General features: G+C 73.8%; 11 protein-coding genes and 1 pseudogene. 8 read left to right on the top strand and 4 right to left on the bottom strand.

Going from position 1 to position 16,221, the window contains the following annotated elements; translation table 11 throughout:
- The 3 genes from VM95_RS15190 to VM95_RS15180 form a co-directional block, all read left to right on the top strand.
- A partial coding sequence (locus VM95_RS15190) for a glycoside hydrolase family 31 protein (protein ID WP_052707382.1) occupies window positions 1-2,577 on the top strand: 2,577 nt, incomplete at its 5' end.
- Window positions 2,578-2,694: 117 nt separating this feature from the next.
- Window positions 2,695-4,422 (top strand): RNA ligase family protein, encoded by a 1,728-nt coding sequence (locus tag VM95_RS15185; RefSeq protein WP_045696783.1) that lies wholly within the window; start codon window positions 2,695-2,697, stop codon window positions 4,420-4,422.
- Entirely contained in the window at window positions 4,422-7,274 is a 2,853-nt protein-coding gene (locus VM95_RS15180) for an RNA repair domain-containing protein (RefSeq protein WP_045696739.1), read from the top strand. Before VM95_RS15185 ends, VM95_RS15180 begins: the two co-directional genes overlap by 1 nt.
- Before the next feature lie 11 nt (window positions 7,275-7,285).
- On the opposite strand, the gene VM95_RS15175 is transcribed toward VM95_RS15180, so the two are convergent.
- From VM95_RS15175 to VM95_RS15165, 3 genes are all read right to left on the bottom strand, one after another.
- Complete coding sequence (locus VM95_RS15175) at window positions 7,286-7,927, bottom strand: dienelactone hydrolase family protein (protein ID WP_063773507.1); 642 nt, start codon at window positions 7,925-7,927, stop codon at window positions 7,286-7,288.
- A gap of 214 nt (window positions 7,928-8,141) precedes the next feature.
- On the bottom strand, window positions 8,142-9,755 hold the full coding sequence (locus tag VM95_RS15170; RefSeq protein WP_052707381.1) for an outer membrane protein assembly factor BamB family protein: 1,614 nt from the start codon (window positions 9,753-9,755) through the stop codon (window positions 8,142-8,144).
- Window positions 9,752-11,098: a hypothetical protein gene (locus VM95_RS15165; protein ID WP_208615455.1), complete on the bottom strand. Its 1,347-nt coding sequence runs from the start codon at window positions 11,096-11,098 to the stop codon at window positions 9,752-9,754. Before VM95_RS15165 ends, VM95_RS15170 begins: the two co-directional genes overlap by 4 nt.
- A gap of 206 nt (window positions 11,099-11,304) precedes the next feature.
- Here VM95_RS15165 and VM95_RS15160 point away from each other — a divergent pair, with 206 nt between their 5' ends.
- From VM95_RS15160 to VM95_RS15155, 3 genes and pseudogenes are all read left to right on the top strand, one after another.
- Window positions 11,305-11,514, top strand: coding sequence for a hypothetical protein (locus VM95_RS15160; protein ID WP_045696738.1), 210 nt, complete (start codon window positions 11,305-11,307; stop codon window positions 11,512-11,514).
- A gap of 55 nt (window positions 11,515-11,569) precedes the next feature.
- Window positions 11,570-11,932: pseudogene (locus tag VM95_RS40345) on the top strand (transposase); the annotation flags it as partial.
- A gap of 52 nt (window positions 11,933-11,984) precedes the next feature.
- Window positions 11,985-12,545 (top strand): uridine kinase family protein, encoded by a 561-nt coding sequence (locus VM95_RS15155; protein WP_045696737.1) that lies wholly within the window; start codon window positions 11,985-11,987, stop codon window positions 12,543-12,545.
- Window positions 12,546-13,198: 653 nt separating this feature from the next.
- On the opposite strand, the gene VM95_RS15145 is transcribed toward VM95_RS15155, so the two are convergent.
- Window positions 13,199-13,948, bottom strand: coding sequence for a hypothetical protein (locus VM95_RS15145; RefSeq protein ID WP_208615454.1), 750 nt, complete (start codon window positions 13,946-13,948; stop codon window positions 13,199-13,201).
- Between the two features lie 196 nt (window positions 13,949-14,144).
- Between VM95_RS15145 and VM95_RS15140 the strand changes: the two genes are divergently transcribed.
- Window positions 14,145-14,768 (top strand): winged helix-turn-helix domain-containing protein, encoded by a 624-nt coding sequence (locus tag VM95_RS15140; RefSeq protein ID WP_045696732.1) that lies wholly within the window; start codon window positions 14,145-14,147, stop codon window positions 14,766-14,768.
- Window positions 14,769-14,933: 165 nt separating this feature from the next.
- Complete coding sequence (locus VM95_RS15135) at window positions 14,934-16,211, top strand: MFS transporter (RefSeq protein ID WP_045696730.1); 1,278 nt, start codon at window positions 14,934-14,936, stop codon at window positions 16,209-16,211.
- Window positions 16,212-16,221 lie beyond the last annotated feature (10 nt).

Below are 16,221 nucleotides of genomic sequence, written 5' to 3'. Positions count from 1 at the left end.
CTCCCGGCCCACGCCGCCACCACCCCGTCCGCCGTCCTCGACCGCGACCACCAGAGCGCCACCTGGCAGAGCCCGCAGTACGCCAAGGGCACCCTCGGCGATGCCACCAGCTGCCCGAGCGCCGACCAGGACCCGGGCGGCGCCGTCTGCGGCCGCTTCGACGTCACCGTGAACGTGCCGGCCGGCTACTGGGACGACAACCCGGAGGGCGGCGTCCCGGTCTCCGTCCAGTGGCAGAACCCCACCGACGACTTCGACCTGTACGTCTTCGACGCCGCCGGGAAGCAGGTCGCCTCCAGCGCGGGCACCGCCGACCCGGAGGCCACCGTCATCCCCAAGGCCTCCGGCACCTACCACGTCCTGGTCGTCCCCTACGACGTGCACGGCGGCTCCTTCACCGGCCGCGCCTACCTCCCGCAGACCAGCGACGCCGGGGACCTCACCTCCTTCAGCGGCGGCCAGGGCAGCTACGACATCGCCGCCGGCACCCTCCGGGCCAAGGTCGACTTCCTCGCCGACGACCAGCTGCGCCTGCGCGCCGCCCCGGACGGCGTGCTCACCGACCCGGCGGGCAGCACCATCGTCCGCACCCAGCCCCAACCCCGGCGCGACACCAGCTCGTTCGACGCCGGCGACTACTACGGCATCCGCGCCGGCGACACCGTCCTGCGGGTCTACAAGCACCCGCTGCGCTTCGGCCTGTACCACGCCGACGGCACCGCGATCTGGCAGGAGGACGCCCCGCTGCGCTGGAGCACCAGCGGCCTGCGGCAGAGCCTGCGGCGCGGCGCCGACGAGCAGTTCTTCGGCGGCGGCGAGCAGAACGGCAGCTTCTCGCACCGCGACCACACCGTCCACGTCGCCAACAGCTTCGACTGGAACGAGGGCGGTTACAACAACTCGCAGCCGTTCTACGTCTCCACCGCCGGCTACGGCGTCTTCCGCAACACCTTCGCCCCCGGGATCTACGACTTCGGCTCGCCCGTGCGCACCGGCCAGCAGGAACGCCGCCTGGACGCCTACTACTTCACCGGCGACGTGAAGTCCGTGATCGGCCGCTACACGGCCCTGGTGGGCAAGCCGTTCATGCCGCCCGTGTACGGCCTGGAACCCGGCGACTCCGACTGCTACCTGCACAACGCCAACCGCGGCGAGCGCCACACCCTCGACGCCCTCAAGATCGCCGACGGCTACGTCCAGCAGCAGATGCCGCTCGGCTGGATGCTGGTCAACGACGGCTACGGCTGCGGCTACGAGAACCTGCCGCAGACCGGCACGGGCCTGCGCAAGGACCACGCCCAGCTCGGCCTGTGGACCCAGAACGGCCTGCCCAACCAGGCCGCCGAGGTCAAGGCCGGCGTCCGGGTGCGCAAGCTCGACGTCGCCTGGGTCGGCAACGGCTACGACTTCGCGCTGAACGCCTGCGACCAGGCCAAGGCGGGCATCGAGGACAACAGCGACGCCCGCGGCTTCGTCTGGCTGCCCGTCTCCTGGGCCGGCGCGCAGCGCTGCGGCGTGCTGTGGAGCGGCGACCAGAGCCTGTCCTGGGACTACATCCGCTGGCAGATCCCCACCTACGCGGGCGCCACCATGTCCGGCATCGCGTACGACACCGGCGACGTCGGCTCGATCTTCCGCCGCGACCCGAAGATGTACACCCGCGACCTGCAGTGGAAGGCCTTCATCCCGACCATCATGACGATGGACGGCTGGGCGAAGGACATGACCGGCAAGCAGCAGCGCGACCAGCAGCCGTGGCTGGACGGCGAGCCGTACACCTCGATCAACCGCAAGTACCTGCAGCTCAAGGAGCGGCTGCTGCCGTACATGTACACCCTCTCGGCGGAGGCCACCCGGACCGGCATCGGCGCGGTGCGCCCGCTCGCCCTGGAGTACCCGGACGACCCGGCCGCGCTCGGCCCGGACGCGAAGTACGAGTTCCTGGCCGGGCCGGACTTCCTGGTCGCCCCGGTCTACTCCGACACCGCCGTCCGCAACGGCATCCACCTGCCGGCCGGCACCTGGACCGACTACTGGACCGGGCGCACCTACCAGGGCCCGACCACGATCGACAACTACTCGGCCCCGCTCGACACCCTGCCGCTGTTCGTCCGCGGCGGCGCGATCGTCCCGATGTGGCCCAAGGGCACGCTCTCCTGGGAGACCAGGGACCGCGGCGAGCTCGACTACGACCTCTACCCGCAGGGCGACTCCAGCTACACCCTGTACGAGGACGACGGCGTCACCCGTCAGTACGCGGGCGGCTCCGCCGCCACCCAGCGCGTCGACGTGCACGCGAACGGCGCCGTCACCACCGTCGACGTCGGTGCCAGCGAGGGCAGTTACAGCGGCAAGCCGGAGGCCCGCGGCTACCGCTTCACCGTTCACGGCCAGGCCGCGCCCCGGCTGGTCGTCACCCAGGGCGGCCCGCTGCCGAAGCTCGGCTCCGCGGCCGCCCTCGACGCGGCCGGCTCCGGCTGGTTCCACGACGACGCCACCGGCGTGACGGAGGTCAAGACCCCGCGGATGTCCACCGACCGCGGCTTCGCCCTCCACCTGATCCGCGGCGGGCACTGACACCCCACCGGGACGGGGCCCGACTGCGGGCCCCGTCCCGGATAAATCGCTGGTCAGGAAGATCGGCGCGCTCCTACTGTGTCGGCGGACCACAACCGACCGACCCGGGAGCCGGACATGCGCGTGCAGTATCCCCGGACGCCGCACCTGCCCTGGTCGCCGGGCGCCGCGGCGGACGACGTACGGACCGGCGACCTCTCCGGCCTCGCCGGGGCCGAGGTCGTCGTCACCGAGAAACTGGACGGCGAGAACACCACCCTCTACCGCGACGGCCTGCACGCCCGCTCGCTGGACTCCGCCCACCACCCGTCGCGGGCCTGGGTGAAGGAACTGCACGGCCGGATCGGCCGGTTGATCCCGCCGGGCTGGCGGATCTGCGGCGAGAACACGTACGCCCGGCACTCGATCCCGTACACCGACCTGGAGAGCTGGTTCCACGGCTTCTCGGTGTGGGACGCCGAGGATGCCTGCCTGGACTGGGACAGCACCGTCCGCTTCCTGCACCGCATCGGCGTCCCGACGCCCCGGGTGCTGTGGCGCGGCCGCTACGACGAGCGGGCGCTGCGCTCCCTCGCGGCGGGCCTGGACCTGGAGCGGCAGGAGGGGTACGTCGTCCGCACCGTCCGGGGCTTCCCCCGGGCCGAGTTCGGCGAGCGGGTCGCCAAGTGGGTGCGCCCCCGGCACGTCCGCACCGACACCCACTGGATGCACGCCGCCGTCGTGCCCAACGGCCTCGGCCCGGCCGCCGCCCTGTGGGCGGTGCGCAGCGGCGCCCGGCCCGCCCCCGGCGCCCTCGCCGCCGCCCTCGGCCTCGACGAACTCCCCGGCCCCGAGTACGAGTTGGCGGATATCTCGGACCAGCTCGACGCCCTCGGCCGCACCGGCGACCGCCGCCTGGTCGGCGTGCTCGCCACCGCGCTGCGCACCATCCGCCGGGAGGAGCTGGCCCCCCGGCTGGCCGGGTCGCTCGGCCTGCCGCTGGCCCGCCGGGTCGCCGACCTGGTCGGCCTGCACCCGCGGCTGCACCTGCCGTACCCGGACGAGGCCCGGCCCGCCGGGCTGGTCCGGATGTCCGTCGCCGCCGACCTGGCGGTGCTGCACGCCCTCGCCGCCGTGGCCGCGCCGGGCCCGGAGGAGCAGCAGCAGGTCGCCTGGTCCGAACTGCACGCCGACACCGAGGGCCTGCTCGACGAGGACCCGCTCGACGCCCTGCGCCGCGGCCTGCGCGAGCGGTTCGCCGGCTTCGGCCGCGAGGCCGCCGACCGCTGCTACGCCCAGGCCCGCGAGGCGTACGCGCTCGGCCGGATCCGCACCACCGACGAGGCGGAGGCCGCCACCTGGCGCTGGCGCGACGGCGCCTTCCCGCGGCTGATCCAGCTCACCGGCCCGGCCGGCAGCGGCAAGAGCACCTTCACCGGCGCGCTCGACGGCGTCGACACCGTGGTCTCGCTGGACGGGCTGCGCGCCGCCCGGGGCTCCCGGGCCGACCAGCGCGACAACCCCGACGTACTGCGCGAGGGCCTGGACCGGCTGTCCGCCGCCCTGACCCCCGGTGCCACCGTGGTCTGGGACGCCACCTCGCTCAACCACCACCAGCGCTCCCTGGTGGCGGGCGTCGCCGAGCGCCGGGACGCCCTGGTCACCCACGCCGTCATGACCGTCGACGAGACCGAACTGCGCCGCCGCAACGCCACCCGACCGCACCCGGTGCCGCCGGACGTGCTCACCGCCCAGCTGCACCGCTACCGCCCGCCGTACCCCGGCGAGGCCCACCGCACCTGGTACGTCGGCGCGCGTGGCACCGTGGAGGACACGGCGGGCTCGCTCGACTCCCGGGAGGACTGATGCGCCCGATCGAACAGATCTGTCAGCGGATCCGCTGGGACGCCCGCTTCGACCCGGCCCGGTTCACCCTGGGCGTGCGCCAGCGCGACGACCGGGTCAAGCGCGTCCCGCTGGAGGCCTTCACCGCCTCCGGCGACGTCCCCTGGCACCGGGTGCGCTACGTCGAGGCGGACGGCGTGCCGGTCTGGGACCGCGACACCGGCCTGGACGAGCTGGACCGCACCGAGGCCGGGCGGCGCACCGACCCGCACCGGCTGCCCACGCCGTTCTTCACCGCCGCCGCACCGCACGCCTGGCGGGCCGGGGACGGCTGGCGGCCCGCCTCCGAGGCAGCGGCGGGGGCCGGGGCCGGGCGGCTGCGCGTGGTCACCTGGAACACGCTGTGGGACCGCTACGACGCCCCGCTCATCGCCACCGCGCGCCGCCGCCCGCTGCTGCTCGCCGCGTTGGCGGCGGCCGACGCCGACGTCATCGCACTCCAGGAGGTCGAGCCCGCACTCGTCGACGGGCTGCTCGCCGCGTCCTGGGTCCGGGACGGCTACACCCTCCACCTCGACCCGGGCGGCCCGGACATCGCCGAGTACGGCCTGCTGCTGCTCAGCCGCCTGCCCGTGCTGGCCGCCGGGCGGCACGTGCTGGGCCCGCACAAGGCGGTGGCAGCCGTCACCGTGCGGACCGCCGCAGCGCCGCTGACCGTGGCCGCCGTTCACCTGAGCAGCGATCACTCGCCGGAGGGCCCGGCCCGCCGTCAGGCCGAACTCGCCCGGCTGGCCGAGGGGTTCGCCGCCCTTGAGGGCGAACTGCTGGTACTCGGGGACTTCAACGACGCCCGTTCCGGCCCGGCCGGCCCGGCCGCCGCGCTCGGCCTGCGGGACGCCTGGACACAGGCTCGCGGCCCCGCCGACGACACTCCCACCTTCGACCCGGTCGGCAACCCGCTGGCCGCCGTCTCCTCGCTCACCGGCCGCGCCGGGCGGCTCGACCGCGTCCTGCTGCGCGCCGAACGCGCCCGGGCCACCGCCGCCCACCTCCTCGGCGACCGCCCGACCGCGGACGGGCTGCACCCCTCGGACCACTACGGCGTGGCCGTCGACCTCGACCTGTCCTCCGGGGAACCGGCGTCGCCGGACGCCCTGGAGGCCGCGCCGACCACCCGCACCGCCGTCGCCTGGCTGCCGCCGGAGGAGCTGTGGCCGCCGATCCAGCGGCTGCGCGCCGCGCACGACCCGCAGCTGCGCCGCTGGCCGCCGCACGTCAACCTGCTGTTCGGCTTCGTCCCGGAGGCCGAGTTCGACCGCGCCCTGCCGCTGCTGGGCCGGGCCGCCGCCGAGGTCGCGCCGTTCACCGCCCGGCTGGCCGGGGTGCACACCTTCGGCCACCGCGAGGACGCCACCCTCTGGCTCGACCCGGCAGCCGACTCGCCCGAGCCGTGGGCGGCGCTGCGGGCCGCGCTGGTGCGCCGCTTCCCCCGCTGCCGCGGCCGCGCGGACGGCTACACCCCGCACCTGATCCTCGGCCGCAGCGCCGACCCGCAGCGCACGGCCGCCGAGTGCGCGGCCGGCCTCGCCGGAGCCGCCGGGGCCTCGGCCCGGGTCGGTGAGCTGGTGGTGCTCTCCCGCCGGGGCGACGAGCCGATGCGGGTGCGCGCCGCGGTCGCGCTGGGCACCGGCGAGATCCGGGACCTGCCGGACGCACCGGCCGACCCGACCGGGGCCGACCCGACCGGGGCCGAAGCGCTCCGAACCGAGCCTCCCCGACGTACCGCTGCCGCCCAGACGTTGGCCGAGCGGATCGCGGCGGCCCTGCCGGGCGGCGTGGTCCGGACGGTCGGCTCACGCCGTCTGGGCTGCCAGCTGGACGGCGCCGACCTGGACCTGGTGGCCGCGCTGCCCGGCCCCGCCGACCTGGCCGGGGTGCGGGCCCGGGTGGCGGCCGCCCTGCCGCACGCGCAGGGGCTGCACGAGGTGCGCGGGGCGCGGGTGCCAGGGCTGCGACTGACGGCGGACGGCCTGGCGGTGGACCTCGTGGTGGTCTTCACCGGCGCGCTGGATCCGGCCGAGGCCGTCGAGCGCCGGGCGGAACTGGGCGAGGCGGCGGCCGTCGCGCTGAGCGCCGTCACGGACGCCGAGGCACTGGTGGCGGCGGTCGGTGGGCGGCACGCGGCTTTCGTCCGGCTGGCCCGGCAGGTGAAGGCCTGGGCCCGGGCGCGCGGCCTGGACTCCGCGCCGTTCGGTCAACTGCCGTCGCTGGCCTGGTCGGTGCTGGCCGCGCGGACCGTCCGGGACGCGGACACGGCCGCCTGCGACCTGTTCCCGCGCTTCGCCGAGACCTGGGCGGGCTGGGACTGGCGCCGCCCGGTCGCCCTGCTCGGCGACCCCGCCGCCGGCGCGGCCGGGGGGTTGACCGTCCTCACTCCCTCCGCGCCCGTCCGCAGCTGCACCACCCAGGTCGGCCCGGCCGCCCGCGAGCTGCTCGCCGAGGAGCTGTACCGGGCCTGGGAGCTCGCCACCGAACACCCCGATCCATGGCCCGAGTTGCTCGCCCCGCCACCGCTGCACCGGCGCCACGCCGGCTGGGCCGTGGTCAGCGCCGAGCCGGCCGCGCTCGGCGCCGTCCGGGGCCGGATCCGCGCCCTGCTCGGTTCCCTGGAGGAGGCGGGCGCCACCCGGGTGCACGCCTGGCCGCGCCCGTTCCACTCCGGCGGGCGCCCGCACCTCGCGATCGGCCTCGGGCCCGATCCGCTCCCGGCGGCGCGGCTGGCGCCGATCGCCGCCGCGTGGTCCCGCGGCCTGCCCGGCGTCCGGGTCGAGCACGCCTCCGGAGGGTCGGTACCCACGCTCGGCCTTCGCTGACTCCCGCGACCTCAGCGGACGGCCGCGACGGCGCCGGGCCGTTCGATGCGGTCGAGGCGGTCGAGGCGGTCGATGCGGTCGATGCGGTCGAGGAAGTCCAGCACCCGCTGGGTGACCTGTCGTGCGGCGGGTTCGTCGTACGACGGAAGGCCGCTGTCGGTGAACAGGTGCCGCTCACCCGGGTAGCGGAACAGCTCGGCGTCCGCCGCCGTCGCGACCAGCGCCCGGGCCGCGTCCACATCGCCCTCCCCCGCGAAGTACGGATCCGCCTCCATGCCGTGGACCTGGACCGGAACGCCCTGCGGCCAGGCACCGCCGAACTCCGCGACCGGCACGCAGGCCTCCAGCAACAGCGCGCCCTTCGCCCCGGGGCGGGTCTGGGCCAGCTTCTGCGCCGGCAGGACGCCCAGCGAGAACCCGAGGTAGACGAGCTCCGCGGGCAGCCCCTCGGCGGCGGCGGTGCCGCGCTCGACGATCGTGCCGAAGCCGATGCTCTCCGCGTGGCCGATGCCCTCCCGCAGGCTGTCGAACACCGTCCCCTCGAACAGGTCCGGGACGTGGACGACGTGCCCGGCCAGCCGCAGCCGTTCGGCGAATGCGCGGACGCCCTCGGTCAGCCCGTACCCGTGATGGAAAACCAGCACCTCAGCCATGCTTCTCCCCCTCGTGCCGCGGCGCCCGGACGGCGCCGCGGCACGAGTATGACCCGTGGCACCGACACCCCGTGACCGGCCGCACGCGTCGGCCGCAGGACTCACTGCCGGGCCGGGTCCACGCCGCGGCGGACGGCTTCGACCCGACCCCTTGAGCACCACTTGAGCAGCACTTGAGCACCACTGCTCCGCTCCCGGAGCCGGGTGACCGGCCTCAGCTGCCGGCCCCGCCGAACGCGACGAGGTAGCCGTCCTTGGTGCCGACGAAGATCCGTCCGCTGTCCGTCGCGGGCACCGAGAACCTGGACACCGTGCCGAGCGGGAAGCTGCGGCGCATGGAGAGCGTGCCGTTGACCGGTACCGGGTCGTAGACCCGCAGTTCGCCGTTCTGGCCGTTCGGCCCGGTGCCGGAGTAGACGGTCCAGACGAGCGCCGAGCCGGAGGCGGTGCCGTTCGAGGTGACCACGGGGGAGCCGGAGGCGTAGCCGAAGCCCTCGGCGCTGGTGCCGGTGCTGGTCAGCTGCGGGGTGCCGGAGCCGTCGACCGCGTACTTGAGGGCGCGCAGCACGCCGTTGTTCTCGACCAGGTAGACGTAGCCGCCGTCACCGCCCCAGACGCCCGGGTGTCCCCACACGCCCTTGTAGGGGCCTGTCATGCCGACCACGTTGTCCGTCCCGCCCTGGCCCTGCCCCGTGCCGCCGAGGTTGTCGCGGTCCAGCAGGAAGATGCGGCCGTCCTTGCCGACCTGGACCAGCAGGTGCGGGTGGGCGGACGTGCCGAAGCCGTCCGGCAGCGCCGCGGGGCCGCCGGAGCCGAGGTCCTGGTCGGCGTGGTCCATGTCCCTGTTGTTGGTGGGGCTGAAGAAGTCCTTCGCGACGAGGCTGCCGTCGGCGTTGACGCCGAGGCGTACGACCGATTCGGCGAGGTGGGCCGGCGGCGCGTTGCCCGGGCCGGTGGGCGGCGAGCCCCCGTTCGCGCCGTTGCCGGTGGCGACGAAGATCCGGCCGTCGCCGTCCGACATCAGCCCGCCGCCGCTCATCCAGACTCCCCCGTTCTGGGAGTCGGAGCCGGCCTCGGTGGACCAGAGGGTCACCTTCCGGGTGTTGGTGTCGACGCCGCCGACGATCCCGACGTACGGATTCCTCCCGCAGTCCGAGGCGAACCCGAAGTACACCGCGCCGCCGAGGAGCAGCAGCCCGGCGCGCTGCACGGACGTGGCCGGGTTGAGCGGGACGCCGGGGCTGTTCACCGGCGCACCCTGGACCGGTACCGGCCAGCCGCCGCGCTCGGCGCCCGTCGCGAGGTCCAGGGCGTGCGCCGAGAAGTGGGCGCCCCCGTCGTTGGACCTCGACACCAGGTAGACGGTGCCGCTCGCGGCGTCGAGGACCGGCGTCGAGGTGATGCCGGTGCCGGGCGAGAGGCAGTCGGTCGACGAGGGCACCGGGGTGCCGAGGGCGCGCTGCCAGAGGATGCGGCCGTCCGCCGCGTTGACGCCGTACACGTGGTTGGTCTCGGTGGCGACGACCACGGTCGACCCGGCGACCAGCGGCTGGGCGTGCACCCCGCCGTCGATCGCGGTGGACCAGCGCCGGCCGAAGTCCGCAGCCGACACCTGGTCGGGCCCGAGGTTCGGCTCGGCCGCGTCCCAGCCGGTCCGCAGGTTGTTCACCGAGACGGTCGGGTTGTCGGCCCGTGCGGGCGAAGGGGCGAGCAGCGCGCTCGCGACGGTCGGCGCCAGCAGCGCCAGGCCGGCCAGCAGGGCCGCCGGCCGGCGGCGCCCGGGCGCGCGCGGCGCGCAGCGCAGGAGTGAACGGGGAGGTCGGTTCATGCGACCAACCCTGGCCGCACGCTTGGCCGATGGCGATGCGACGAGGGCCGGATGGCCGAGGCCCGAAACCCGAGGCGTGACGGCCCGCCACCCGCGTGCGCCGAGCTTCCGGCCGGTCGCAGCGGCGGCTTACAGGCCCGCCCGGGTGAGCAGCCACTCCATGCGTTCGACGGGCAGGTACGGCGAGGCGGCGGCGGCCTCCGCGACGCGCTCCGAGGAGTCGACGAGGAGCCGGAGCAGCGAGGGGAGCGGGAGGTTGCGGTGCGGCGCAGGGCGGCCGGCGGGAACGTCAGGACCTCCGCCTCGTCCCACCACAACGTGAACTTGTCCCGCCCGCGGTACCGGCGCTCGATGCTCTCGGCGGTCGCGGCGTCGACCAGGTGCGGGGCGCTGAAGGCCGTGGTGAGGCGGACGATCTCCGCCTCGTCGTCGAGCAGTCGGGCCACCGCGTCGGCGGGAAGGGCTTTGCTGGCGGCCGCGGAGGCCCGGAAGCTGACGTAGGGCGAGTCGACGTGCGGCAGCGGATCGGCCGTCACCCAGGGCAGGCGCAGGAACCGGAGTTCCGTGGGTGCGAAGGCGTCCAGGTACCACTGCAGGACTGCTTCGTCGTCGGCGCCGGGGCCAGGCTCGGTCGGGCGCGAGACCGAGGCGTGGATCCGTGCCCGCACCTGCTCCGGCGTGTCGGGCCGGGCGAAGACCGTCACCCGGACGCTCGGGGCCGGATCGACGGCGAGGACGTCGCGGACCGCTGACGGCAGGTCGGGATGCCGGGCGAGCTCGGCGCGCACGCGGCTGTCCGGGTCCTCGGCGAGCCGCTGGACGGTGTCCGCGTCGAGAGCGGCGTGGATCACCGCGCCCGCCCGGGTCACCGGGTCGGCCAGCAGTGCCGGCAGCAGGTCCGGGGGCGGTACCGGATGCGGCCGGCGCGCGAAGTAGGTCGAGCAGGCCGCGGCGCGGACCGTCGCGTCGGGGTCGGTCAGCAGGATGCGACGAACCGCTTCCGGTGCTCGGTTCCAGTGCTTCGCCAGCGTGGCACGGATCGCGGGGTCGGAGTCGCCGGCCAGGCGGGCCCGCAGGTCGGACGGCGTGCGCGGGTTCTGGGCCAGGTACTCGCGGACCCTCGGATCGGGATCGTCGACGAGCCGCTCCAGCACCTCCCTCGGTGCGGACTCGGCGTGGACGACGAGCGCGGCCCGCACCGCACCGTCCTGATGGGCGGCCAGCTGGATGCGGAACCGGTCCGGCAGCCGACCGTTGAGCGCCAGGCTGTGCAGGAGCCAGTGGTCGTCGATCGCGATGATCTCGGCGACCATCGCCTCGGTGAGGTCCGGACGCTTCGCCACCTTCCCCCCACCCCGCCGCCATCCGAACAGCCGCCGGATCAGGGGCGCCGGCAGGGCAGGGTTCCTCGCCAAACCGTCCATCACCTCGTCGAGGTGCGCCGGAGTCAGGTCGTCAGCGTCCATCCGGCCAGAATGCCAGGGCGGGCTGTGACCGGACAGACCTCTCCACCCACTGGCTCTTCCCCGGCCGCCGCCCGGATCAGCCGATGAACCCGACCAGCATGCTCGGCCCCCTCCGTGACCTCGGTGGCCCGGCCCAACGAGCCCGCACCTTCGCCATCCGGCACCTCGTCCTCCAGGCCCCCGCGCCGGTCATCGCCAAGGCCCTCGGCTACCACGACAAAACCGCCACCCGGTTCGTCGCCGAGGCTGGCGGCACCTGGAGCCGATACGCCCCGGGTGACCACCAGCGGTGAAACATGAGCACTCACGCCGAGTCGGCTGAGCCCCGCTTGTCCTCGACGTGGACGACGTGCGGAGCGGGCCATCACGACCTTCGCCAAGATCTACGGAGCCAAGTTCCCCAAGGCCGTCAAGAAGATCATCGACGACCAGGACGTGCTGCTGGCCTTTTACGACTACCCGGCCGAGCACTGGATCCACCTGCGGACCCACCAACCCCATCGAGTCGACCTTCGCCGCCGTCCGGCTCCGCACCAAGGTCACCAAGGGCGCCGGCTCCCGCGTCGCGGCACTCGCCATGGTCTTCAAGCTCGTCGAGTCCGCCCAGGCCGCTGGCGGGCCGTCAACGGCGCCCATCTCGTCCCGCTGGTCCGCGCCGGAGCTCGCTTCGAGCGGGGCCAACTCGTCGAACGTACACGGACTGTGGCATGAACGCGGATCCGCCGTGCGATCCTCGGTCTGTCGATCAAAAGAGGGGGGTTACGTGCTACTGACGCTGACCGGTGGTGCAGGGGCAGTTAAGACGACACTGGCCGATGCGCTCGTGTCGTTCGCGGTGGAAGGCCCGGCAAGCGTGCTGCACGGCGACGACTACTACTTCACCGCTCCGGGGCGAGGAATCTGGACACGCGACGAGGCCGGGATACCGCGCCTGGACGTCGGGGATCCTCGCTCGGTCGACATCGAGCGGCTCGACGCCGACACCGACGCCGCGCTCGCCAGCGCCCCCGTTGTGATCGTCGACGGCCTCCTCGCTCGTCGGGTCACCCCACAGCGGCCTTGCCTCCGCCTCGACGTCTTCATTGACCTCGCGGCGGACCTCCGGCTGGCCCGCAAGATCGAACGGAAATGCGTCAGGGGCGGCTTCCCGCTTGAGGTTCTCCTGCAGAATTACGTGGAGCACCGGCGGGCCGCCCACGAGCGGCACATCGAGCCGCTACGAGACGAATGCGACGTGATCGTCGACGGCACGCTGTCCCCGGAGACCTTGGCCGAACAGATCTGGTCAGCAGTCGCCGCCCAGGCACTCAACCACAACTCTTGACAATTGCTCCCACCGGGGTGGTGAAAGGTGGCACCTACCGCGCTCCAGCACGCTACTGCGACTCAGCACGTTACTTGTCGCCAACAGCGCCATTCGACGTGCAGCTCTCCGGGTCGGTCAGTATGGCAACTGCCGGTGAACCAGCAAGGAAGCTGACGGTTGGTTCCCGTTCAGCGAGCATGCGGTCGTCAACTCGGTGACCCGTGGCGCGGCCGGCCGCTGAGTACGAAGTCGCGGTACTCGTCCTGAGCCATCCCCTGGTTGACCCAGCGGCCACGAACGGCTCCAGTCCGGTGCTCCGCAAGGGCGAGGACGTCATGCGCCTCTGTTGCCACGGCGATCTCCAGGCCGAACTCGTCGTCCTCGTTCTCGGGGTCCAGCGGCGGGAACTCGACGAGGTCGCAGAAAGCTCTCGCTCCCGACGTCCACCGACGTGTGGAGAACGACCTTGAACTCCGAGCCGATCGGAACGACCTCGACCCAGCGGACCCCGGGAACATGAGCATCACCGGCCGAGCCGAGGAACTGTTCGACCGATCGACCGCGGGTCAGGGCACCGATAGAAAGGGACTCGACTAGGTAGCGCACCTGGGCAGCCTAAAGGGCCGTCCTGTCATTGATCTCGGAAGGGTCTGGGAGCCAGCAAGAAGCCCTCAGGACGCCGGCGCAGGCAGAGGCCTGCTCCCGAGGGCTTCGGCGAGGGCATTGCTTTGGGTTCGAGTGAGGTTGAGTGCCCACAACACAGCCGATTCATCTGAGCTTGGCTCAGTGTGCTGGTGACTGAGACCACTCAGAGGGGAGTCGACACCACCACGGCGCCTGGCGGCAGGCCGTCTGTTCCGAAGGAGATGGTCAGCCGTGTCCTGGGCAGAGTCCTCGGGTGCTCCGATGACCGTCAGAGCGGCGTTCACCCATGCTGGCGCTTCCGGCGGCAACTCGTCATCGGCGAGCAGCGGTAGCAGAAGCAGGAGTCGGGCCGCGGTGTCGTGCACGCCGGGTTCGGTCGGGTTCGGAGCCTCGGCGATGTGCGCGATGTCGCGCCAGGACAGGCCTGGGCCGTACCAGTCGCCGTCATAGCTCGACAGGTCCTCTTTCCGAGGCCAAACCGGTTGGGTCAGCAGGTAGTCGACCCCGAAGTCGCCGATGAGGTTCCGGTAGACGACGACGGCGCTGTGACCGCCCTTAAACGGGATGCGGAACGCCGGCCAGGCTTGGTCGTCCAGGAGGACTTCGGCCAGGGCGTCTGTGTCGGCGCCGTCGTCACCGAACCACTCGGGTGCTGGCCGGGTCTCACCCGGGGTGAACCGGCACATGGCCAGCAGGTGACTGGACCAGAACCCGGCGCACTGAAGCAGCCGCTCACCCGCGACAAGCGGTCCGTAGTCGTATCCCTTGATCAGCACGGACCAGAGTGTCTCAGGTTCCACCGACGGCTCTCCGCCGCCGGGCCTTCGGGGATAGCTGGGGCAGGCCTTGGAGGTCGAGGGAGAGGCCGTCCCGTGGCCAACAAGCGAGTCCAGTCACACGGGCTCCGCGTCTGACCTCTGAAGATCTGAAATTTTTCTTGCGCAACTTATCTTTCGGATCTAGCGTGGTGTCATGCCCTCCGAACCGCGGCCCGTGCGCAAGGCCGACCAGATCACCGACCTGACCAGGCTGAAGGCGTTCACCAATCCCCTGCGGATGCAGCTGTACCGGCTGCTCTACGCCGCCGGCTCGGCCACCGCCTCGCAGCTGGGCGAGCAGGTCGGCGAGGCGCCCTCGCTGGTCAGCTACCACCTGCGCAAGCTCGCCGAGCTCGGCTTCGTCGCCGAGGCGGCGGGCCGCAGCGGTGACGCGCGGGAGCGGTGGTGGCAGGTGGCCTCCGAGGAGGGCTGGGGCTTCCGCGACTCGGACTTCACGCAGACCCCCGAGGGCGCGGCCGTCGTCGAGGCGGTCGGCCGGAGCGTCTTCGAGACCCGGGCCGCCCAGTACCGCGCCTACCTCTCCCAGACCGGGGACTGGGGCCCGGTGTGGACCGACGCGGCCTTCGCCTCGGAGTGGATGCTCGACCTGACCCCCGCCGAACTCGCCGATTTCGGCGAGGAGTTGGCGGAGGTCACCCGGCGCTGGCGGGAGCGCGGCCAGGCCGCCAGGGCCGCCGGATCCGCCGGAGCCGGTGGAGACACCGGGGACCGCGAGCACGTGTCCGTCTACCTGTACGGCTTCCCGTTCCGCCCGTAACCGGCCGCATCCCGTCCCCACGCCCGGGCCCCGCGCGCCGGGTGACGATTCCGCACGTCCACCAGGCCCCCATCGCTCCACCACCCGACCCGGCTGTCCGTATCCAGCGCCGGGCGACGCCCCCGTGCGCCCGCACGGGGCCACCGCGACCACTCGGAGCCCGCCATGACCGCGCTGACCACCCTGGAGACCGCACCACCGCCCAGCACCGCCCCCGCCCACCGCGACCCCAACGTGCTGCGGTGGCTCACCGCCTACACCGCCTCGCTGGTCGGCGACACCGCCTACTTCCTCGCCCTCGGCTGGTCCGCCCAGCGGGCCCTCTCCCCGACCCAGGTCGGCCTGGTGATGGCCGCCGGGGGGATCCCCCGGGCCCTGCTGATGCTCGGCGGCGGTGTGCTCGCCGACCGCTTCGACCCGCGCCGGGTGATCCTCGGCAGCGACGCCCTGCGCTGCCTGCTGATCCTGTCGGTGGCCGCCGCCGTCGCGCTGACCACGCCCGCGCTCTGGCTGCTGGTCGCGGTGGCCCTGGTCTTCGGCGCCGTCGACGCCCTGTTCGTCCCGGCGGTCGGCGCGCTGCCGCCCCGGATCACCCGCCCCGACCAGTTGGCCCGGGTCAGCGGCCTGCGCTCGCTGGCCACGCGCGTCGGCCAGATCGCCGGCCCGCCGCTCGGCGGCGTGGCGATGGCGCTCGGCGGCCCGGCCGCCGCCTTCGCCGTCTCCGGCGCGCTGTTCGCGCTTTCCCTGCCGCTGCTGCTGTCCGTCCGGATCCGGCCGCTCGACACCCCGGCCGGCGCCGGGGGCGCGCCCGCCGCCCGCCCGGCCCGCGCCGACCTCCTCGACGGCCTGCGCTACCTGCGCCGCCACCCGCTGATCGGCCCGCTGGTCCTCGCCGCGGCGGTCACCGAACTCGGCCTCAACGGCACGCTCAACGTCGGCATGGTGCTGCTCAACGCCGAACGCGGTTGGGGAGCGTCCGGCTACGGCTGGATCGTCGGCGGCTTCGGCGCCGGCGCGACCGCCGTCGCCGCCCTGCTGGCGGTGGTCGGCCGGCTGCCCCGGGCGGGCCTGACCCTGTGCGGCGCCCTCCTGCTCGGGAGCACCGGCGCCGCCGGACTGGGTCTGGTGCCGAGCCTGTGGGCGGCGGTGGCGATCGCCGTCCTCACCGGGCTCGCGGCGGGCACGGTCGGCAGCCTGACCCACACCCTGATCCAGACCGCGACCGACCCCGCCTACCTCGGCCGGGTCACCTCCGTCGTGATGCTCAGCATGCTCGGCCTGTCCCCGCTCGCCTACCCCCTGGTCGGCGCCGCCATCGGCGCCTGGGGCGCCGGCCCGGTGTTCGTCGCCTGCGGCGCGTTCGGCTGCCTCGGCCTGGTCCTCGCCCTCGCCTCCCCCGCCGTCCGCCGGGCGGAGCTGCCCCGGGCCGCCGAGCCCGCCTGACGCATCGCTC

It is taken from the genome of Streptomyces rubellomurinus, from assembly GCF_000961885.1.
Classification (GTDB): Bacteria; Actinomycetota; Actinomycetes; order Streptomycetales; family Streptomycetaceae; genus Kitasatospora; species Kitasatospora rubellomurina.
The sequence above is the reverse complement of the archived record's forward strand: the minus strand, read 5'-3'. Positions and strand labels throughout refer to the sequence as shown.

Bases quoted from the DNA above. Each gene is read 5' to 3' on its own strand.
- VM95_RS15140 (WP_045696732.1), top strand. From the start codon at position 14,145: ATGCCCTCCGAACCGCGGCCCGTGCGCAAGGCCGACCAGATCACCGAC.
- VM95_RS15180 (WP_045696739.1), top strand. From the start codon at position 4,422: ATGCGCCCGATCGAACAGATCTGTCAGCGGATCCGCTGGGACGCCCGC.
- VM95_RS15135 (WP_045696730.1), top strand. From the start codon at position 14,934: ATGACCGCGCTGACCACCCTGGAGACCGCACCACCGCCCAGCACCGCC.
- VM95_RS15185 (WP_045696783.1), top strand. From the start codon at position 2,695: ATGCGCGTGCAGTATCCCCGGACGCCGCACCTGCCCTGGTCGCCGGGC.
- VM95_RS15160 (WP_045696738.1), top strand. From the start codon at position 11,305: ATGAACCCGACCAGCATGCTCGGCCCCCTCCGTGACCTCGGTGGCCCG.
- VM95_RS15170 (WP_052707381.1), bottom strand. From the start codon at position 9,755: ATGAACCGACCTCCCCGTTCACTCCTGCGCTGCGCGCCGCGCGCGCCC.
- VM95_RS15175 (WP_063773507.1), bottom strand. From the start codon at position 7,927: ATGGCTGAGGTGCTGGTTTTCCATCACGGGTACGGGCTGACCGAGGGC.